This is a genomic window from Holophagales bacterium (assembly GCA_016719485.1).
Lineage (GTDB): Bacteria > Acidobacteriota > Thermoanaerobaculia > UBA5066 > UBA5066 > UBA5066.
Genome location: JADJZB010000022.1, coordinates 123,643 through 144,193 on the forward strand (window position 1 = coordinate 123,643; position 20,551 = coordinate 144,193).

Genomic DNA, 20,551 nt, shown 5'->3' on the forward strand with positions numbered 1-20,551 from the left:
CCGCGGCTCCTCAGGCCGGCGCTGGCGGGCCCGGCGGCCTCGATCCGAGCACGGCTCCGGTGTAGATCCTCCCCGCGCTCGCCCCGTCCCGCCGCCAGGAGGAGAATCTGCCGCTCTCCCGGAACGTGCAGAGCCGTGGCCGGACGATCCGCTCCGCCGGGACCCCGCGCGCGAGAAGCGCCGCTTCGTTGCACGCCGCGACGTCGAGCCAGCTCCGGTCTCCGCGGCCCGGGACGACCGCCGCGGAGGGCAGGGTCCCGTCGAGCGCCAGCAGGACCTCGGGCCCCACCTCGTAGACGTCTCCCGAGATCGAAGGTCCGAAGAGCGCCCAGACGCGGTCGAGTCGCGCCCCGCGGTCCAGGAGTGCGTCGAGGGCCGCGTCCACGATGCGCGCCGCCGTTCCGCGCCAGCCGGCGTGGACTCCCGCGAGCGCGCCCGCCTCGACGTCGACGAGCACCACCGGGACGCAGTCGGCGGTCGCGATCGCGAGGACGAGACCTCGCTCGGTCGTGACGAGGGCGTCCCCGTATCCCGCGACCACGACCTCGCCCGGCCGGATACCCCGCGGCTCGACGACCGAGGCGCCGTGCACCTGCTTCAGACGCGCAATCGGCGCCCCCGGCGCGCCGAGGAGCTCCGCGAGGCGCCGCGCCCCCGCGTCCGCCTCGAGGTCGTCGGGAACGAGGGCGAGCGTCGAAAACCCGGCCGTCACCCCTTCGGGAAGCCCGGAGAAAAGCGCCCCGCCATCCTCGGGCCAGAGGAGGCCGCTCACACGAGCCACGCGACGGCGAAGACCCCGACCATCGCGAGCATCAGCGCAATCTTCGCGGCGCTTCCGAGAACGATGCCGAGCCACGTGCCGAGGCCCGCCCGGCCCGCCTGCCTCAGGTCCCTGCGGGCGAGGTACTCGCCGAGCGCCGCCCCGACGAACGGCCCCACCAGGACGCCGACGAAACCGAAGAAGAGGCCCGCGACGGTTCCGACGCCGGCGCCCACGAGGGCGAGCGGGCTCGCCCCGGCCTTCTTCGCGCCGAGCGCGGTCGCCGCGACGTCGACGGCGAACGTGAGGACCATGAGGAGCCCGATGACGACGAGCGGGAACCAGCCCACCCTCGCGAAGCGGTCGATCCAGGCCCCCAGGAAGAGTCCTCCGAAGACGAGCGGTGCGCCCGGGATCGCCGGGAGGATCGCTCCCGCGATCCCCGCCAGGACGAGGAGGAGGGCGAGGAGCCAGAGGGCGGCGTCGGGCACGGCGGGCAGGATAGCAAGCGTCTACGCTGCGCCACAGCGTTGACGCGCCGGCGCCCGGACGTATACAAGGGCTCCATGCCGACCGCAGGAGACCTCCTCGCCCAGAAGAAGTCCGGCGGAGTGATCACCGTCGCGCCGGACGCCACCGTGAAGGACGCCGCCCGCCTCATGCACGATCACCGGATCGGCTCTCTCGTCGTCGCCGACGGGGAGTCCCTCAGGGGCATCTTCACCGAGCGTGACGTCCTGTGGCGCGTCGTGGCCCAGGGGAAAGACGCCGCGTCGACCACCGTGGGGGAGGTGATGACGGCCGACGTGATCGTCGTCCGGCCCGACCGGGAGGTCGACGAGATCGAGGCGATCATGAGGGAGCACCGGATCCGCCACGTTCCCGTCGCCGCGGATCACGGCCTTCTCGGTGTCCTCTCGATCGGCGACCTCAACGCGTTCCGTGCCGACGCCGACCACCAGAAGGTCGAGTACCTGACCGAGTACATCTACGGCCGCAGCTGACATGGATCGGGGAGGCTCGCCACGAGCCTCCCCGCGGCGCCTCACGGCGCCTCCCCTCCAATGACCGGGATGGATCGGGGAGGCCCGCCACGGGCCTACGCGCGGGTCTGCGTGTGCGCGCCCGGGTCGGTCCCGCGCCGCGAGGCGCGCTCGAGGGCCTCGATGAAGGCGCCGCACGACTCGAACCGCTCCGAGGGTCTCTTCTCCAGGACCTTCAGGAGGACGTAGTCGACCGAGCGGTGGAGGACGGGGTTGATCGCGGACGGAAGCGCCGGCTCGTCGCGCAGCGTCTTCTCCATCACGACGAAGACCGAGTTCGCCTCGAACGGCGGCGCCCCCGCCAGGAGGTAGTAGGCCAGAACGCCGAGCGCGTACTGGTCGGAGCGCGGCCCGGCCTGCTCGCCCCTCACCTGCTCTGGCGACATGTAGACCGGTGTCCCGAGGACCGTCCCGGCCACCGTGAGGCTCTCGCTCCGGGCCTCCCGCGCGAGGCCGAAGTCGGCCAGGAAGAGCCGCCCCGTCTTGTCGAAGAGGACGTTCGCCGGCTTCACGTCCCGGTGGACGATCCCCTCGCCGTGCGCGTAGTCGAGGGCGGACGCGAGGGCCCGGAGCCACTCCATCGCGAGACTTCCCGGGACGCCTTCGCGGGCCCGGTCCCGAAGCGTTCCCCCGGGCAGCAGCGGCATGACGAGGAAAAGGAGGTCGTCCACCTGCCCGAAGTCGTAGATCGGGAGGATGTGCGGGTGCTCGAGCCGGGCGGACAGTTTCGCCTCGCGAAGGAAACGCGGAACGAACGACGCATCGGTCGAGACGGCGTCGAGCGACATCACCTTCACGGCGACGTGCCTCTCGAGGCCGAGGTCCAGCGCGCGCCAGACCTCCGCCATCCCGCCCGCCCCTATCCGCTCTTCCAGCCGGTACCGGCCGAGGAGCGCCCCTGTGCCCAGGACCGCCACGTGCGCCTCCCGTTCGCCTGATGAGAACGGCGCCTTGCCGAAGCTCCCGAATCCACCGAGAAGTCGAGCTGGCAGTATAGCTTCCAGCGCCCGGCCGGCACCCGGGCCGGGTTCGTCGGACTCCCTTCTCACACCCGAAATGATGCGAGCGGATCATGGAACGGCGCGCGGCCACGGCGAATCATCCGGGACGGAGGAGATCGCTCCGAAGTGCGCTACGGGTACGACTCCGGCTGCTCGAAGCCGTCCGGCGGCAGCCCGGGCGATGATGCCGTATTCGACGTGGCCGGCGCCCTCGGCCTGACGTTCGAGGAGATCGAGGAGCCCGGCGGATGCCCCGGCTCGGGCCTGACGATGAACGCCATCCCGGCGTTCGCGAGGGTGGGCCGTCTACTGGCCGTCGCGGCCCGCCAGCTTTCGGCGCGGGAGGACTCCGCGGTCCCGCCAGCCGTCGTCACACCCTGCAGCTCCTGCTACCTGAACCTCAAGCGCACGATCCACTCCCTCGCCACGCACGCCGACCTGCGGGAGAGGGTGGCCGAGGAGCTCTCCGCTACGGGACTCTCCCTTCCGCCCGGATCGGTCTGCGTGAGACACCTCCTCGACGTCCTCTACGAGGACGCGGGCCCCGACGCGATACGGGAGCGCGTGACCCGTCCCCTGACGGGTCTGCGCGTCGCCCCCTACTACGGCTGCCTCACGACCCCCGGCGACCCGCCGGAGCTCGACCTCCAGGACCCGCCGCGACCGGGCCGCCTCGAGGAGATCCTCTCGGCTCTCGGCGCCGAGGTCGTCGACTCCCCTCTCAAGGCCCACTGTTGCGGCGGCCGCGCCGCGGAGGCGAGCGAGGAAGTCGCCACTTCACTCCAGCACCGGATCCTGCGCAGCGCCGCCGACCACGGCGCCGACGTCATCGCCACCGTCTGCCCCCGCTGCCGGCGCAACCTCGGGACCGGCCAGGATGCGGTCAACCGGAGGTTCATGACGGGCTTCGCGCTTCCCGTCCGCACGTTCACGGACCTGATGGCCGAAGCCTTCGGAACCCATGGGGTCAGGTCTTGATTTTCTATTTTACAAATCCCGCCGGGACGACCGCCACCGAGGGATAGCCGACGAAGTGGTAGAGGTTCGCGGGGGCGGTCTCGCCGAGACCGTCGCCGCGCACGGGCAGCTCGGGAGCGCCGACCGACGTGGCGTAGGCGACCGGCCTCGCCTCGAGAGGCAGACCGAGGTCGCGGCCGAGGCGCGAGAGGGCCACGAGCCCGAGCGGGATCGAGAAGCGCCCGCACCACGTGACCCTGTAGTCGGCGGGGCTCTCCGGGTTCACGCACGTCTCGTAGAAGCCCCGCGCCTTCGAGGCCTCGAGCGGTCCGCCGAGAGCGCGGAGCATCGAGACGTCGCGCGCCGTCGCCTTCGCGTAGGCGTCGATCCCCCCGTCCCCGAACGGCACGTGCCGGAAGTCCGCCCCGTAGTGGATCGCGTCGGCCGAGACGACGACGGCGAGGTCCCGCCCCGGGACGAGCCCTCGCGCCCGGGCGACCTGGGCGAGCGCGCCGCCGAGCCTCTCTCCCAGCTCCCAGAGCCGTTCCCAGCCCATCGACGGGACGAGGACGGGGAGGATCTCGACGTCCCTCCGCCGGTGTTTCAGCCAGTGGACGATCGTCTCGACGGAGTGCTCGGAATCGTGCATCGCCGCGTCGGCGACCGCGTCCCCTTTCGGCAGGCGCGCGAGGACCTCCTCGCGGAGCGGCGACACCGCCACCTCGCCGTCCGGCGCACGCCAGGCCCGGTAGGTGTCGAAGACGAGGACGTCCTTCGCGTCGAACTTCCGGAAGCGGTGGAAGACGCCGACGACGACGACCGTCTTCGCGGTGACGAGCGGGAGGAGGCCCCGGTAGACCCGCCCGGCGTAGAGGACGTCGTCGTGGGGGCAGACCGCACCGGCCACTCCCGGCCCCGGCGTCTCCCCGAGCCGCTCCGGCGCCGGCGGATTCGCGGAGAGCGCGAAGACCTTCGCCATCTGCGCGGCCGTCGTCGGGAAGCCGACCCCGTCGAGCTGGCCCCGCACGTCTCCCGCGGACGGGATCGCCATCTCCTTCCGGACCTCCTCGAGAGTCGGCGGGGCCCCGGACGCGAAGCGCGCCAGCGCGGCGATCAGGGCGACGGACAGGAACGTGGCTCTCATCTCGATCCTCTCTCCGCCCGCGGGTCCGGGCGCGTCAGTCGAGCGACTCTCCGAGGAGCCGCCCGATCTCCCTCTCGAGGGCGGCGAGGGGGGCGGGTTTCGAGAGGTAGGCGTCCGCCCCCGCGGCGAGGATCCTCTCCCGGTCTCCGGCCATGGCGAGCGCGGTCAGCGCGAGGACGGGCGGGACCCGCTCACCGCCGGACTGCAGGCGACGGAGCAGCTCGAAGCCGTCCATGCCCGGCAGCTGGATGTCGAGGACGACGAGGTCGGGCGGCGCCGACGCGGCGAGGACGAGCGCCTCGAGGCCCGTCGGGGCCTCGTCGACGACGAAGCCCCGCGTCCGGAGGAACTCCGCGAGGATCGTCCGGTTCGCGTCGTCGTCCTCGACGAGGAGGATCCGGGGGGACGCCAGGCGTCCGGGTCCCCGGGGCGCCTCCGCCGGGAGAACCGGGTGCGCTCCGGAGCCGCGCCTCGTCGGCTGCCGCCAGGGCAGGACGACGCGGAACCGGCTGCCCCGGCCGGGTTCGCTCTCGGCCTCGGCCCTTCCCCCGTGCAGCTCGGCGAGGCTCCTGACGAGCGCCAGGCCGAGCCCGCTTCCGGCGTGCTCGCGCGAGAGCCGCGTGTCGAGCTGCGTGAAGGGCTGGAAGAGCTTCGGGAGGTCCTCCGCCGCGATTCCCGGGCCGTCGTCGCGGACCTCGAATCGAACGAGCCCGGCGTCCTCGTCGCCGGAGGATGAAAGCTCCACGGCCCCCCCGGCCGGCGTGAACTTCACGGCGTTCGAGAGGAGGTTCACGAGGACCTGCCGCACCCTCCGGGCGTCCGCGACGAAGCGGACGGGTGCGGCCGGGCCGCGGTAGGCGAGGTCGATTCCCTTTCGCCGCGCCTCGCCCCGCACGATGGAGAGGGCCGACTCGCAGACCTCCCCGAGCGAGCAGGAGTCGGTCGAGAGCGAGAGCCTCTCGGCGCCGATCCGGGAGAGGTCGAGGATGTCGGACAGGAGCGAGAGGAGGTGGCGCCCCGCGTCCTCGAGGAATCCGAGGCTCCGGAGCTGCTGGGCATTGAGGGGTCCGTGGACTCCCGTCCGGAGGAGGTCGGCGGCGCCGAGGATGCCCGTCAGCGGCGTCCTCAGCTCGTGGCTCATGCTCGCGAGGAACGCGTCCTTCGCGCGCGCCGTCCGCTCCAGCTCGACGATCACGGTGGCGAGCTCCTCCGACCGCTCTGCCACCCGCTCCTCCAGCGTGGCGTTCAGCTTCGCGAGCTCGGCCAGCGCCGTTTCGCGTGCGGAGACGTCGGCGACGCGGATCGAGACGGCCACCACGGCCCCGGAGCGGTCCTTCACCGGGGAGTAGACCGTCTCGAAGTGGAAGCCCCGGGCCTCGGTCGAGTGGACGTGCGACTCCCCCCCGAACGCCCGGTCGAGGCTCTCTCTCACGCCCGCCTGGTTGTGCTCCGTGATGAACGAGAAGAGGTCGTCCCCGAGCGCGATCTCCTGCGTCCGCGCGACGCGGATGACGCGCCGGCCGGCGGCATTGAAGGCGAGGATGCGCCCCTCCCGGTCGACGAGCCCGACCGGCTCCGGGATCGACTCCAGGATCGCGTGGAGGTCGAGCCGGTCGGCCGCGCCGGCGACCTCGCCCAGCCCCGGTTCCCTGCGAAGGCGCTCGTCGTCCTCGGTCACCGGGGGGAGTGTAATCCGGTGTAAATTGTCCCTACCATGCTGACCGTCTATCTCGCGGCGCTGGCCTTCGGCCTCGTCCTCATCGGTGCATCCGTTTTCCAGGGGGATGGTGGCGGACACGATTCCGGCGACGGTGACGGCACCGGCGAGAGCCACGGTGACGCCGACCATGGCGCGTTCCTCACGAACCTCCTATCGCTCCGGTTCTGGACCTACGCCCTCGGCGCATTCGGAATGGCCGGAACGGCCCTCTCCCTCCTGGGGGTTGCCAGCGGCGTCCACGTCCCGGTCTCGGTCGTTCTCGGCTTCGTCGTCGGGGCGGGCGTGGCCACCCTCTTCCGTTCCCTCGGGCGCGGCTCGGCGACGAGCCCCGCCTCGACGGAGGCCTTCCTCGGCACGGAGGGCGAGGTCGTCCTTCCGCTCCTCCCCGACGGCCTCGGGAAGATCCGCCTCCACGTGGGCGACCAGGACGTCGAGGTCCCGGCGCGCACCGGAGGAGTCCCCATCGAGATTCGCGAACGCGTCGTCGTCGTCCGCTTCCGGGAGGGGGTCGCCGAGGTCGAGCCCGCTCCCTGGAAGGAATAGCTCCCCATCCGCTCTCGCTGGAGGTAATCCGTGCTCGACTCCCTCGCCGGCATCGGGGCCGGGGTTGTCGCGGGCGCCGTGGCGCTCGGCATCCTCTCGGTCCTCGCCCGATCGATCGTCGTCATCTGCCCGCCGAACCAGGTCGTCATCTTCTCCGGCCGCAAGCGCAAGCTCGCCGACGGGAGCCAGGTGGGCTACCGGGTCGTCCTCGGCGGCCGGTCCGTGCGCATCCCGCTCCTGGAGCGGGTCGACCGGATGAGCCTCCTGTCCATTCCGATCGACCTGAAGGTCTCGAACGCCTACTCGAAGGGGGGCATCCCTCTGCGGGTCCACGCGATCGCGAACGTGAAGGTCGCCTCCGACCCGCGGGTCGTCGGCAACGCCATCGAGCGCTTCCTCGGCCGCGACCCGGCGGAGATCGCCCGCGTCGCCAAGGAGAGCCTCGAGGGGCACCTGCGCGGCGTCCTCGCGAACCTGACGCCGGAGGAGGTCAACGAGGACCGCCTCAAGTTCGCGACCGGCCTCGTCGACGAAGCCGAGGGGGACTTCCGCAAGCTCGGCCTGACGCTCGACACGCTGAAGATCCAGAACGTCTCCGACGAGGCGAACTACCTCGCCTCCATCGGACGCGCGCGGATCGCCATGGTCCTGCGCGACGCGGAGATGGCCGAGTCCCTCGCGAGGTCAGAAGCGTCGCAGGGAGAGGCGTCGTCGCGGCGGGCCGGCGAGGTCGCCAACCAGCAGGCGGGAACCGTCATCGCCCAGAAGGAGAACGAGCTGAAGACCCTGAAGGCGCAGCTCGAGGCGAAGGCGAAGGCCGCCGAGGAGACGGCCGTCCAGGCGGCGCTCCAGGCCCGGGCCGAAGCCGAGCAGAAGCTCCAGGCCATCCGCAAGAAGCTGGAGGAGACGCGACTCCAGGCCGAGGCGGTCCTCCCGGCACAGGCCGCGCAGCAGGCGGCCGCCTTCGCCGCGCGCGGCGAGGCGGCCACCATCGAGGAGAACGGCAAGGCCCTCGCCGACGTGCTCAGGCTCCTCACGACGGCGTGGGTCAGCGCCGGCCCCGACGCCAAGGACATCTTCCTGATCCAGAACCTCGAGCAGATCCTCCGGACGGTCGTCGACCGGGTGAAGGCGGTGGAGGTCGACGAGACGCACCTCCTCGACAGCGGCGACGGCTCTGCGCTCGCGACCTACGTCGCCTCCTACCCGGCGGCGGTGAGAAGCGTCCTCGCGGAAGTGAGCCGGACCACGGGGGTCGACGTCGTCGCACTCCTCTCGCCGGTCCGCGCGGAGGTGGCGCGATGATCGGCGATCTCGGCTCCGTCGTCGGCGTCGCCATCGGCGTCGTCCTCTTCTTCGGCGTGGCGGCGCTCGTCGTCGTCAAGCGCCTCTTCCACATCTGCAGCCCGAACGAGGTCCTCGTCTTCTCCGGCGGCAAGTCCACGGTCGACGGCCGCCCCGTCGGCTACCGGATCGTCAAGGGGGGCAGCTCCCTTCGCACGCCGCTTCTCGAGCGCGTCGACCGGATGGACATCACGAACATGACCGTCGACGTCGCCGTGAGCAACGCCTACTCCAAGGGCGGCATCCCGCTCACCGTCGCCGGCGTCGCCAACCTGAAGGTCGCCGGCCACCAGCCGCTCCTCAACAACGCCCTCGAACGGCTGCTCGGGAAGGGCCGTCCGCAGATCATCCAGGTCGCCAAGGACACCCTCGAGGGGAACCTCCGCGGCGTCCTCTCCCAGCTCACGCCCGAAGAGGTCAACCAGGACAAGCTCCGCTTCGCCGAGAAGCTCCTCGAGGAGGCCGAGCACGACCTCTCCCGTCTCGGCCTCGTCCTCGACGTCCTGAAGGTGCAGAACGTCTCCGACGACGTCGGCTACCTCAACTCCCTCGGCCGCAAGCAGTCGGCCGCCCTCGACAAGAGCGCCCGGGTCGCCGAGGCGCAGGCCCACGCCGAGGCCATCATGCGCGAGGCCGAGAACGGGCTCGCCTCCCGCCTCGCCCTCATCGACGCCGACGGCGCGATCGCCCGCGCCGAGGCCGACAAGCGGATCATGCAGTGCGAGACCGGCCGCGAGGCGATGGTCGCCGAAGCGGTCGGCAAGGTCACCACCGCCATCGCCAAGGCCGAGGCCGAGCTGAAGGTGCAGCAGGCGCGCATCGAGCAGGTCCGCCTCCAGCTCGAGGCCGACGTCGTCGCCCCCGCCCGCGCCGACATGGAGAAGAAGCAGGCCGAGGCCCGCGGCCGGGCCTCGAAGATCGTCGAGGACGGCAAGGCGACCGCCGCCGTCCTGACCCAGATGATCGAGACGTGGAAGGCCGCCGGCCCGAATGCCCGCGACATCTTCCTGATGCAGAAGCTCCAGAGCGTCATGTCGTCCCTCGTCGAGACGATCCAGAACGTCAGCGTCGACCGCGTCGCCTACCTCCCCGCCTCCTCGCAGGTGGTCCAGGGCGTCCAGCTCGTCGAGCAGGTGAAGGCGGCCTTCGGCGTCGACCTCGCGAAGGTCGTCGGCCGGCTCGGGGCGCCGGCGGAGGCCACGCCGGCGCGCCTCGCGGCGGCGTCTTTCACCGACTCTCCAGGCCTCACCGGGGAACGCTTCGAACGCACCGGCGGCGCCACCCCAGAGGCCGAAGGCCTGACGATCCGATCCTCACCCGCCCGGTCGCGAACGAACGCCGCGTGAACGGGTCCGATTGACGCACCCGTCATTTGGCATCTAAGCTTACGTCACATGGCGAGCCTCACCGTGACCCCCGTCGACGGCTCCGCGAAACCGGCCCGCCACCCCGACCTCGAGCGCTTCCGCGACGCTCTCGGGGCGGGCCGGCCGAGGGAGCACGCCTACTCGCTCCTCTTCGGCCTCAGGCTCCTCGACGCGCGCGGGGTCGTGAAGCTCGTGGAGGCGGGGCTCCCGTACCAGGCGCTCGAGCGCTTCCAGCAGAACGCCGACCTGCCGCTCCGCGAGCTGGCCGAGGCGATCTCGGTCCCGCTCCGGACGCTGGACCGGCGCAGGAGCGCCGGGAGGCTCGAGCCGGACGAGTCCGACCGGGCGGTTCGCCTCTCGCGCATCTTCGCCGCGGCGCTCGGCCTCTTCGAGGGGGACGACGACGCGGCGCGGGCCTGGCTGAAGAAGCGGCAACCGATGCTCGGAAACGAGCGCCCGATCGACCTCGTGAAGACGGAGGTCGGGGCCCGCGAGGTGGAGCGGCTCGTCGGCCGGCTGGAGCACGGCGTCTTCTCGTGAAGGTCCGAGCCTTCCGGGTCGTCAGGAAGCGGTGGTCGAAGACCGCGTTCGACGGCGAGGGGGCGCGGCTCTGGGGCGGCCGCTGGAACAGCCCGGGGCTTGGGGCGGTCTACTGCGCGGGGCACGTTTCGCTCGCGATCCTCGAGGTCGTCGTCCACGCCGACCTCGCGCTCGCGCCGCACTACGTCGTCATCCCCGCGGATTTCGACGAGACGCTCGTCGAGAGCCTCGATACGGGTCGCCTTCCGGCCTCGTGGCGGAGGTACCCCGCGCCGGCCGCGGTCGTCGCGCTCGGCGACGAGTGGCTCCGCGAAGCCAGAAGCCCCGTCCTCCGCGTGCCGAGCGTCGTCGTCCCGACGGAGCCGAACTTCATCCTGAACCCGCTCCATTCCGCATTCCGAGAGATCGAGATCGGAAAGCCGGAAATCCTGAAGGTCGACGCACGCCTTGGCACGGGGCGCCGGTAACTCCGACGGAGACCTTTGCCGTGAGGACAGAGATGCGCCGGGCGCGGGACCCTGGCCCTTCTCAGTAGCCCCGCGTCCGGTCGACCGCGTCGACGACGGGCCGGCCTTCGGCGAACCGCCGCAGGTTCTCGAGGACGTCGGGGACCATGGCGCGCGGGGTAGAGGGCCCCGAGTGGTGCGGGGTGACGACGACCTTCGGGTGGCTCCAAAGGGGTGAATCCGGGGGGAGCGGCTCCTCCTCGAAGACGTCGAGAACGGCCCGCTCGAGGCGGCCGGCGTCGAGGGCCTCGAGGAGGTCGGCGGTGACGACGAGCGCGCCGCGCGCGACGTTGACGAGGACGAGACGCGGGTGACCGGCGGCGAGGAGGGTCGCGTTGACGAGGCCGCGGGTCTCGGGCGTGAGCGGGGCACAGAGGACGAGGACGCGAGCCCGCGGGAGCCAGGCGGCGATATCGGGAGTGGCGTCGAGCGGGAACTCGGCGTCCGGGCGCGCGGTGCGGACGAAGGCCCTGACGTCGAGCCCGATCTCGCGCAGGGCCCGGCCGATCTGGCGGCCGATGCGGCCGAAGCCGAGGACGAGCGCCACCTGGCCGGTCAGGTCCTCGGGAAGGAGCCGGGATGCCCAACGGCTCTCATGCTGAGCCTCGCGGCACTCGTCGAGCCGCTGGGTGACCGCGAGGAGGTGGCCGAGGGTGTAGCGGGCCATCCAGAGGCCAAACTGCCCGTCGGCCCGCGTGATCGGCAACGCGGCCGGGATGGCGGGGTCGGAGAGCAGGTGGTCGACTCCCGCACCCGAGCTCTGGATCCACGTCAGCCGGGGCATCCGCGCGATCAGCCCTTCCGGGACCTTCCAGACGAAGAGGCCCTCGGCGCGTGTGAGCCAGGAGTCGTCGAGCGGGGCGTGCGGGTGAAAGCCGCGGATCTCCAGGCGGGGCTCGACCTCGCGAAGCGCCCGGACCCATTCCTCGTGGTGGTGGTGGACGACGGCGAGCATTCGCATGCGCCCGGCATGATGCACCTCGTGAGAGGTCCGGGGGGGGAGGTGAGGCCGGGCTCAGCCTCCCAGCAGCCTCCGGCCCAGCTCCAGGAGCCACCGCCCCTCGGGGCTCTCGTCCCCGGCGAGGGCGGAAGCACACGGAGCTGCGAGGAGGCGGCGCACCTCGTCCCCGGGTGACGCCAGCTCCGCGAGGATCGCGTGCAGCGTCGCGTGCTCGTGCGAGACGCCTCGCGCGGCCTGCCAGGCGTTCACGCGTTTCTCGAAGTCGGGGTCGCCGCGGAACGGCCGCTCCAGGGCGTTCGGAATTCCGAGGTCGTTGATCGCCGCGACGACGAGCTCCTTGCGGGCGCCGTAGTGAAGACCGGCGAGGCTCTCGGGCATCAGGGGCTTGCCGACGTGGATGTCCTGGCGGCCCATTCCGAGCGGGAACTCGAGGCGGGTTGCGAGCGGGTCGGCCGGGAGACCGCCGACGAACCGCACCGGGACGACGGGGGCCCCGACCGCGAGCGCCATGTCGATGAAGGCGCCGCTCATCTTCTCGACGGGCTGCCGACAGCTCAGGGCGCGCGTCCCCTCGACGTGGACCATGACCGACCGGCCCGGCCCCTTCATCTCGGCGGCGAGCTCGCCGATGACGCGGACGAGGCTCGCCTTGTCCTCGCGATCGAAGAACGTCATGACGCGCGGGTCGGTCACGCCCGGGTAGGCGAAGGAGTGCGCGATGAGCTTCCCGAGCCAGGTGTCCCTGTGCTCGATCTTGGCGAGCGTGACGGTCGGGACCTCGCTGAGCGCCGACGCGACGATCGAGAAGAGGAGCGACTCGACGCCGGTCTGGTGGTTCGCGAGGTAGAGGACGCTCCGGCCGCGCAGCGCCGAGAACGCCTCCGGGTCCTCGACGACGACGCGGCCGACGAAGCGGCCGACGAGGCCGTAGTAGAGGTCCTCGACGGGCCACGGGCCCCGGTTGAACCAGCGGGTCCAGAACTTCCGGAGCGGCGCGAGGTCGAGAGTCCCGCGGCCGTCGCCCGAGACGCGCACCTCGCCGCCCGTGCGGTTCGCTTCGAGGTCGAAGCGGGTGAGCGGGAGCTGCGCGAAAACCCGGCCCGGGTGGAGCGCGTGGGCCGCGGCCGCGTGCTCGGCGCAGGCGATCTCCGCGGTCTCGCGAGTGCCATAAACGGCCGCGACGGTCCCGGGGAGCCAGTCGGTCGCCGCGACCTCGGCGTCCGTCAGGACCGTGACGCCCTCCTCGACGCCCGAGAGTCGCAGCCCCTCGACCGGGGCCCGGTCGCGCAGGAAGGCGCGGCGGGCGGCCGGGTCGGCCGAGCCGAGGGGCCCCTTGGGGAAGCACGACTCGACGAGACGGAGCTGGCACCAGACACCGTCCGGCCCGATGAGCTGGATCAGGAAGACCGGGTAGTCGGGGCTTCCGAGGAACGGCTGCTGGCGGACCTCGCACCGGAGGGTGCCCGTCTCCGGCGTCGGTCCGAAGAAGTCGATCTCGGGGATGAAGGCGGGAAAGGCGACCTTGCCCGGATCGGAAGCGTCGTTCCACGCGTGGAGGTCCGCGTGCGGGATGCCGTGCGTCGCGCCGTCGAGGAGGCCCGGGTTGAGCAGGCCCACCGGGACGCCGCTCTCGACGCGCAACGAGCTGGAGGATTCGCCCCGTCCCATCACGAGCCGCTCGGCAACCTGGAACGCGGGTCCGTGGAAGAGCGCGCCGGTCGCGTACGGGAGCGGGACCTCGGCGCCGAGCGCCTCGGGGAACGGGGCGGGGCGGGGCGCGTACGCGCCGCGCCGCACCCGGGCCCGCGCGACTTCCTTCTCCCCTTCCGGCGTCGACGCGAGAAGCCGGACGGTTTCGCCGTCCTGTTCCGGGCGAAGCCGCCGCGGCCCGCTCACGAGGAACCAGCCGCTCACCCGCAGGTCGCGCAGGCCGGTCACCGGGCCGTGGCCCGTGGAGCCGCGGGCGAGGAGGTCGACCATGCTCATCATCGGGAGAGCGGGCACGGTCCAGGTCGGACGGTGATCGAGCAGCCACCGGTCGCGCTCGGGGTCGAGGACGATCTCTCGTTCCGCGGCGTCGTCCGGCCGCGAGGCGGAATCCAGCCGGCCCGGGACGATCCGCATGCCGAGGTTCGTCGCCTCGTAGATCCGCTGCCCGTCGGCCCAGAGGCTCGCCTCGCAGGTGGCCCAGGCGCCCCGCTCGTCCCGGCCCGCCGCCGTGATCTCGATCGTCGTCTGGACGGTCCGGTGGTGCGGGAGGACCTGCCCGCGGTACTTCCACGTCAGGTCGAACCTGTCCTCTGCCTGCGGTGCGGGGGGTCCGGGGGGCGGCGAGCAGCGCCCCCCGGCAAGCGCTTCGAAGCGGGGCGCGACGATTCCCTCGTCCATTCCCGCCTCGAGCATGAAGAGCTGCAGCGCCTGGATCATCGCCTCGATCCCGAGAGAGCCTGGCTGCACGGGGTCCTGGAAGAAGTGGGCCTTGAAGAACCACTCGCCCGCGTCCACGTCCTTGACGGCCCGCATCTGCCCGAGGCCCGCCTTCCCCGCGGTGCGCCAGAGGCCGTCGACGCGGTCGAGCATAAGGAGCATCGGCCCCGCGAGCCTCGGCCTGCGCGGGTCGAAGAAGGCCGGCGGCCTCGTCGTCAGGTCGACGAGGAAGTCACTCGGCCGCTCGAGGAGCTCGCGGTGAGTGTCGAGGATCGGCAGCCCGGCCTGGCTCGCGAGCGCGGCCGGCGGGAAGAAGCCGAAGACGGTCTTCATCTCGTAAACCGAGCGCTCCCCCACGGAGCAGGTCACCTCGAACGACACGATGATCATCGTCCCAGTCGCCGAGACGCTCTTCAGCTTCACGCGCGTTGTGAGCGTGCCCGAGTCGGGAAAGACCTCGCCCAGAACCCTGCCTGTGCCGTCGAGGTTTCGGAAGCCGAGCTCCTCGTCGACGCTCAGTGCCGAGCCGACGTAGCTCGAGAGCCAGCCGCACGGCTGGAGGGCAGCCTCGAGGAGGACGGCGAACGGCATCGTCCGGCACCCGTTCTCGCCGAAGTACCAGGCGTCGGCGGGGACGTCGTACTCGACGGTCGTCGTCGCGCCCGCCTTCATCACGCCGATCGCGCCGTCGACTTCCGACACGCGGCTCATGAAGAGGTACGGCGGTCCCGGGAGCCGCGCCACGCGCGTCGGCCCGTCGAAGCGGGAGTAGATCGGTCCGAAGGCGTTCGACGGCTTTCCCCACGCGCAGGCCAGGAGGCTCGCCCGGTCGAAACGGAAGCCGTCGGCCTGTGCCGTCGGCCGCGTGTCGGCCGCGGCCTCGGCGAGAAGGGCCGGCATCGCCTCGAGCGGCCAGTCGGGAACGAGCTCGATCGCGACGCGCCGGGCGTGAAACGCCTTCAGGCCGTCGACGGTGCAGAGGAGGTCGGCGAAGAGCGTCGGGAACGGGCCGTCGACGACCTCCTCGACGAAGACCTCCGTCACGAGCCGGCGCGAGGACGGTGTGACCTGGCCGCGGCACTGGAGCTGGTAGGGCAGCTCGGCGACGGGGCGGAAGCGCCAGCCGTCACGCGGCAGCGTGAAGCCGGAGGCCGCGAGGTAGAACGACATCGCCTGCAGGCACCCGTCGAACATCAGCGTCCCGGGCATGCACGGGTCGTTCTTGAAATGGCCGTCGAAGAACCAGAGGTCGGGGCGAACGTCGAGCTCGGCGCGCAGGTAACCGCGGCCCCACGGTCCGCCCGCGACGTCGACGTCCGTGACGCGGTCCTGGAGGAGCATCCGCCCTTCCGGGATGCGCGGGCTGCGGGTGTGCGTCTTCGCCTTCTCGAAGCCCGGGCCGAAGCAGGCAAACGCGTCGCCCCGGGCGAACGCGTCGAGGTCTTCCCGCTCGAAGCGGTTCTTCGCGCAACGGACCGCGGGCGGCGCGAGGCGCGGCTCGGGGACGATCGCCTGCTCCTCGGGGCTCCAGAGGCAGCCGGCGGATTCGGCCAGCTCCGCGTCCGTGAAGAAGCCCGCCTGCCCCTTGCGGACGGTGAGCTGGGGCCGGTCGCCGTTCGTGCAGTCGTAGTGGAAGAACATCAGCCGCACGGGGCCCTGCGCCGCGTGGCCGTCGAGGTGGATCCCGAACCGGAGCGTGTCGCCGGCCTTCGGCAGGTCGCCGTGCCACGTCAGCTCGCAGCCGAGGAGGCGGTAGACCCTCTCGCCCCGGTTGAGGAGATCGACGCCGAGGTAGGAGATGAGCATCAGGTCCGCCTGGCCCGCCTCGATCATCAGCCCCGGCGGCATGTACCCCTGGTGCAGATACCAGGAGTCCCACGTCACGTCGGTCTCGGTCCAGATCGTCCCCTTCCCCATGCTCGCCGGCTCGGCCGAGAGGCCGACGACGCGGTCGGCGAGGAGGAGCGGCGGGAGGGGCATACGGACCTGCCTCGCGTACGCGTCCTGCGCCGCGAACTCCGTTCCGAAGATCTCGGAGATCCGGCCGCCGGCGTGGATCTCGAGCTCGCGGCGGTCGAAGCGGGGACCGACGAGCTCGCCGTCGCGCCGCGGCGTCGCGAGAGGCGCCGGGATACTCGGGGCCGTCTGAACCGGCGGTGCCGCCGGAAACGGCGCGCGCGGCGGAGCAAGGTGGACGGGCTGCGCTCGCAGAACCGGATGAGCCTCGGCCGTTCCCGCGAGGCGCGCCGCCTGGAGGAAGGTCCCCACGGCGGCCCCTCGCATCGAGAGAAACCGCTCGTGAAGGGCCTGCTGCGAGAGGACGTAGTCCTGCTGGATGCGCGAGAGCTGGGCGACGTGGGCGCGGAAGCCCTCGAGGACGACTGAAGGGACGAGGGGAGGCGACGCCGGGGAGACGACGCGGACGGCGGGGCCAAGAGGCCGCGAGCCCCAGTCCTCGTCGAGGACCGGCGGCAGGGACGGAGCCGGGGCCATGAGGCGGGCGCCCGGGGGACCCGCCTCGACACGGAGCGCCGAGAGGGGCGGGATCACGACCGGGGGTGGGTGCGACGGGAAAGTCAGGCTCCGGCCGATCGCGAGCGCAGGAGCCGTCCCGCGGAGCAGCGCGTCGAGCTCTTCGAGGGCCCCGGCGCGCAGCGGCACGCCCGCGGCGACGAGCGCCGCGAGCGCGTCGAGGGTCGCCTCGAATCCCTGTCCCTTCCGGTCGAGGCTGACGACGAGCGCCTCGCGCTCGCCGAGAATCGCGCGGATCCACCGGCCGCACGCGGCCTGCGGCCCGTGCTCGACGAAGACGCGGACGCCGTCCTCCCACGCACCGAGGATCGTCGGGCGCAGGTCGAGCGTCCGGTTCGCCTGGCCGAGGATCGCCTGCGCGCAGCTCTCGGACGTCGGCGCGTAGGACCGGCCCGTCGCGTTCGTGTAGAAGCGCGCGGGCGGGCAGGGACCCCGCCGGGAGGGGCGGAGTCGTCGGCCGGCGGTGCAGCGAGAGCCATTCCTCGCGAACCCCGTCGAGCTCGGGGACGTGCACCGCGAGCGGGTAGCCGAGGCGCAGCGCGCGGGTCGTTCCGAGCGCCGCGACGACCCGGGCACACCCCTCCTCGTCGCCCGAGATGACGCACTCCGCGTCGCCGTGGACGATCGCGAGGTGGACCCTCTCCTCGCGGGCGAGGGCGGCCGTGACGTCGGCGACGGGAGCGAGGACGGTGAAGGAGGCCCAGCGGACCGGGCCGCCCCACGCGGCTTCGACGGCCGCGAAGCTCCCGCCGAGGTCCCGCGTGAAGAGGCCCGAGCTCTCGCTCTCGGCCACGAGCGCGTCGGCGTCGGTCCACGTCCCGGAGGCGAGGAGGGCGTTCGTCTCGCCGGAGGAGTACCCGAGCCAGGCGTGGGGCTCGATCCCGAGCAGGCCGCGGGTCAGCCCGGCGTGGAGCTGGCAGAGCGCGGAAGCGCCCCAGAGCTGCTCCAAGACCGTCGGCTCGCGGGCGTCGTCCTCGAAGGACCAGGCGAGCGCGCGCGGCAGCCTCCGGCTGCGGCGCGCGAGCGCGTCCACGAGCCCGGGCAGGCGCTCGACGAGGTCGCGGCCCATGCCCCGGTAAGCCGCGCCCGCGCCGGCGAAGATGAAGGCGACCTCGCCGTCCACCGGCCGCTCGCGGAAGTGGATCCCCGGGCCGGAAGGAGTTCCGGTCTCGAGGTGCGACAGGGCGCGCGCACGCACGCTTTCGAAGGAGCCCTCCGTCGCCACGAGGACGAGGCGCGCGCCCGCCTCCCCGCCGAGCCCCTCGCGGCCGGAGCGGAGCGCGTCGATCACCGCTGCGCGGTCGGGCCCCGAGAAACAGCGCAGGCGCGGGGCGTCGTCTTCGGCGCGCCGCGGGTGCCCCTCGGCTTCCGTGAGCCGGATCGACGGGCCCTCCGCAACCGCGACGCGCGCCGCGCGGCTCGAGGGAGCGGCCGGCAGCCATGGCTTTCCCCCGGGGAGCCTGCGGTGGTGGAGGCTGAGAGCAGCGACGGCGACGTGGACGAGGTCCGACGCGGCGTGGGAGTGCCCGAACCGCGGCACGAGACTCGTCGGGCGTTCGCCGGAGAGGTGGAGGATTGAATCTCCTTCCCCTTCTCCGCCTTTCTCGATCAGAGCCCAGACCCTGTCGCCGTCCCTCTCGGCGTCTTCGAGTCGCTTGACGACGAGGACCACCGCGGCGTCCCCGGGCGGGTTCTCCACTCCACCAGCAAGCGCCCGAACCGCGCTTGCGTGAACTCGCTCGCAGGAGAGGTCGACGGCGCCGACGAGCGCCGCATCGAGCTCGTTGCACCGCAGGGCCCTCATCGCGAGGGCAAGGGCCGTCGTTCCCGAGGCCTCCCCGGCCTGCACGGTGAACGCGGGCCCACCGAGGTCGAGCTGGGAGCTGAGCCGGTTCGCCGGGATGTTCGGCATCGTCCCGACGACGGCCGCCGCCTCGAGGACGGGGACGACCGCGTCGCGCGCGCCCTTCAACCACTCCGCGGAGGCCCCGGCCTCACGGGCCGTCCGGGCGAGACGCCAGCGCGTCCCCCACCGGGCGACCTCCGGGTCGGGCTCCATCCCGACGAAGACTCCGGTCCGCTCGCGTGGCAGCGCCGGGCTCCCGGCGAGCGCCTCGGACGCGGCGCGGAGCGCGGCGAGCTGCTGCGGCAGCGTCTGTCCGAGGTCCTTCGGGGGAAATCGGAGCCCTTCGAGATCCAGCTCGATGGGGCCCATGCGGCCTTCTCCCTGCCCGTCGAGGAGGCTCTCGTCCGAGAAGAGGGCCTCGGCGAATCGCGGCCGATCGGCGGCGCTCGCGACGGCGCAGCCGAGCCCGACGACGGCGAGCGTCGGGGCCAGAGCCGCCGCGCGCGCGACGTGCCGGTGGTCCAGCTCCGGCGCATCCTCCGAGACGATCAGGTGCGCGTTGTTCCCGCCGAAGCCGAACGCCGAGACCGCGGCGATCCGCGGTCCTTCGCACCGCCAGGGCTCGCGCCGTTCGATCAGCCGGAAGGGCGACCCGTCGAGCGCGGCGTTCGGCTCCCCGGCGTGAAGCGTGGGCGGCCGCGATCCGGCCTGCATCGCTCCGAGCACCTTCAGGAGCCCGGCCACGCCGGCGACCGTGATGAGGTGGCCGAGGTTCGACTTGAGCGATCCGAGCGGCACGCCTTCGAGCCCCGCGAAGACCGCGCCCGTGCTGCGGATCTCCGCGGCGTCTCCGACGGGCGTCCCGGTCGCGTGCGCCTCGACGAGGGAGACCCGTTCGGGTCCGAACCCCGCCTGCGCGTACGCGGCCCGGATGGCGCGCTCCTGCCCTTCTTCGGAAGGGGCGAGAAGACCCTTGCCGCGCCCGTCGTTCGAGAGGCCCACGCCCCGGATGACACCGTGAATCGTGTCGCCGTCCCGCCGCGCGTCCTCGAGTCGCTTCAGGACGACGAACGCGGCGCCCTCCGCGGGGACGAGGCCGTCGGCCTCCCGGTGAAAGGGACGCGAGCGGCCGCTCCGGCTCAGCGCGCCGAGCGCGCAGAAGCCGACGTGCAGGAAGAGGTCGTCGGCGCGCTGGACGGCTCCCGCGAGCATCCGGTCGGCCTCGCCGTCGTGGAGCCTGTCGCAGGCCAGCTTGATGGCGTAGAGCGCGCTGGCGCAGGCGGCGTCGATGCAGAACGCGCCCGCGCCGAGGCCCAGCGCGCGGCCGAGGAGCGCCGCGGTCCCGCCGCTCATGAAACGGTTCCTCGGGTCGACGGCGGCATCCCCGGGGCCGCGACGGTCGCCGGTCCAGACGCTGCGGGCGAAGGCGGCCATCCCCTCCGAGGGGAAGCCGAGGTTGCCGAAGATGGCTCCCGTCCGCGGCCGGGCACCGGGGAGAACTCCGTGACCGGAGCCAGCCCTCGCATCTCCGGAGTCCCTCAACGCCTCCCGTGCCGTGTGGAGAACCCAGTGGGAGAGAGGGTCGAGCCCCTCGAGCTCCTTCTCGCCGACGCCGAAACCCGACGGGTCCCAGACCTTCTCGAACCCGGAGACGTAGCCCCCCCGGTCGGACCAGGAGGCATCCGGCGCCGTGGCCCCCGGAGCGCAGAGGACCTCGCTCCTCTCGAGCCCCCAGCGTCCCTCCGGCGCGGGGCCGACGAGGTCGCGGCCCGCGGCGACGAGCTCCCAGAGCGCGGACGGGTCCAGCGCGCCGGGCAGGACGCAGGACCGCCCGACGATGGCGATCGGGGCGAACGGCAA

14 protein-coding genes and 2 pseudogenes are annotated in these 20,551 nt (G+C 72.5%); 7 read left to right on the plus strand and 9 right to left on the minus strand.

Annotated elements, in window-relative coordinates; translation table 11 throughout:
* Nucleotides 1–10: 10 nt before the first annotated feature.
* A complete protein-coding gene (locus IPN03_15430) occupies nucleotides 11–772 on the minus strand; it encodes a polyphenol oxidase family protein (GenBank protein MBK9375070.1) in 762 nt (253 codons plus the stop codon).
* Nucleotides 769–1,251 carry a DUF456 domain-containing protein gene (locus IPN03_15435; GenBank protein MBK9375071.1) on the minus strand — a complete coding sequence of 161 codons (483 nt, stop codon included), beginning with the start codon at nucleotides 1,249–1,251 and terminating at the stop codon, nucleotides 769–771. Before IPN03_15435 ends, IPN03_15430 begins: the two co-directional genes overlap by 4 nt.
* 75 nt (nucleotides 1,252–1,326) lie before the next feature.
* Here IPN03_15435 and IPN03_15440 point away from each other — a divergent pair, with 75 nt between their 5' ends.
* Entirely contained in the window at nucleotides 1,327–1,764 is a 438-nt protein-coding gene (locus IPN03_15440; protein MBK9375072.1) for a CBS domain-containing protein, read from the plus strand.
* Between the two features lie 95 nt (nucleotides 1,765–1,859).
* Here IPN03_15440 and IPN03_15445 read toward each other — a convergent pair whose 3' ends face one another.
* The gene (locus tag IPN03_15445; GenBank protein ID MBK9375073.1) at nucleotides 1,860–2,720 is read right to left on the minus strand and encodes a serine/threonine protein kinase; all 861 of its coding nucleotides are present in this window, start codon (nucleotides 2,718–2,720) and stop codon (nucleotides 1,860–1,862) included.
* A gap of 210 nt (nucleotides 2,721–2,930) precedes the next feature.
* Between IPN03_15445 and IPN03_15450 the strand changes: the two genes are divergently transcribed.
* Nucleotides 2,931–3,782 carry a CoB--CoM heterodisulfide reductase iron-sulfur subunit B family protein gene (locus IPN03_15450; protein MBK9375074.1) on the plus strand — a complete coding sequence of 284 codons (852 nt, stop codon included), beginning with the start codon at nucleotides 2,931–2,933 and terminating at the stop codon, nucleotides 3,780–3,782.
* Nucleotides 3,783–3,786: 4 nt separating this feature from the next.
* On the opposite strand, the gene amrB is transcribed toward IPN03_15450, so the two are convergent.
* Nucleotides 3,787–4,905 carry an AmmeMemoRadiSam system protein B gene (amrB, locus tag IPN03_15455; protein ID MBK9375075.1) on the minus strand — a complete coding sequence of 373 codons (1,119 nt, stop codon included), beginning with the start codon at nucleotides 4,903–4,905 and terminating at the stop codon, nucleotides 3,787–3,789.
* Between the two features lie 34 nt (nucleotides 4,906–4,939).
* On the minus strand, nucleotides 4,940–6,583 hold the full coding sequence (locus IPN03_15460; protein MBK9375076.1) for a response regulator: 1,644 nt from the start codon (nucleotides 6,581–6,583) through the stop codon (nucleotides 4,940–4,942).
* A gap of 36 nt (nucleotides 6,584–6,619) precedes the next feature.
* Here IPN03_15460 and IPN03_15465 point away from each other — a divergent pair, with 36 nt between their 5' ends.
* Genes IPN03_15465 through IPN03_15485 form a run of 5 tightly spaced genes read left to right on the plus strand, consistent with a single transcriptional unit; the run spans nucleotide 6,620 to nucleotide 10,886 of the window.
* The gene (locus IPN03_15465) at nucleotides 6,620–7,168 is read left to right on the plus strand and encodes a hypothetical protein (GenBank protein MBK9375077.1); all 549 of its coding nucleotides are present in this window, start codon (nucleotides 6,620–6,622) and stop codon (nucleotides 7,166–7,168) included.
* Nucleotides 7,169–7,198: 30 nt separating this feature from the next.
* Nucleotides 7,199–8,473 carry a flotillin family protein gene (locus IPN03_15470; GenBank protein ID MBK9375078.1) on the plus strand — a complete coding sequence of 425 codons (1,275 nt, stop codon included), beginning with the start codon at nucleotides 7,199–7,201 and terminating at the stop codon, nucleotides 8,471–8,473.
* A complete protein-coding gene (locus IPN03_15475; GenBank protein MBK9375079.1) occupies nucleotides 8,470–9,858 on the plus strand; it encodes a flotillin family protein in 1,389 nt (462 codons plus the stop codon). The genes IPN03_15470 and IPN03_15475 overlap by 4 nt, the downstream gene beginning before the upstream one ends.
* Nucleotides 9,859–9,906: 48 nt before the next feature.
* Nucleotides 9,907–10,419, plus strand: coding sequence for a DUF2384 domain-containing protein (locus IPN03_15480; GenBank protein MBK9375080.1), 513 nt, complete (start codon nucleotides 9,907–9,909; stop codon nucleotides 10,417–10,419).
* Complete coding sequence (locus IPN03_15485; GenBank protein MBK9375081.1) at nucleotides 10,416–10,886, plus strand: RES family NAD+ phosphorylase; 471 nt, start codon at nucleotides 10,416–10,418, stop codon at nucleotides 10,884–10,886. Before IPN03_15480 ends, IPN03_15485 begins: the two co-directional genes overlap by 4 nt.
* 61 nt (nucleotides 10,887–10,947) lie before the next feature.
* Here IPN03_15485 and IPN03_15490 read toward each other — a convergent pair whose 3' ends face one another.
* The 4 genes and pseudogenes from IPN03_15490 to IPN03_15505 form a co-directional block, all read right to left on the minus strand.
* On the minus strand, nucleotides 10,948–11,886 hold the full coding sequence (locus IPN03_15490) for a D-2-hydroxyacid dehydrogenase (GenBank protein ID MBK9375082.1): 939 nt from the start codon (nucleotides 11,884–11,886) through the stop codon (nucleotides 10,948–10,950).
* Nucleotides 11,887–11,940: 54 nt separating this feature from the next.
* Entirely contained in the window at nucleotides 11,941–12,753 is an 813-nt protein-coding gene (locus IPN03_15495; protein ID MBK9375083.1) for a 1-acyl-sn-glycerol-3-phosphate acyltransferase, read from the minus strand.
* Nucleotides 12,754–13,323: 570 nt separating this feature from the next.
* A pseudogene (locus tag IPN03_15500) lies at nucleotides 13,324–14,010 on the minus strand (polyketide synthase dehydratase domain-containing protein).
* A pseudogene (locus IPN03_15505) lies at nucleotides 13,993–20,551 on the minus strand (beta-ketoacyl synthase). The pseudogenes IPN03_15500 and IPN03_15505 overlap by 18 nt, the downstream one beginning before the upstream one ends.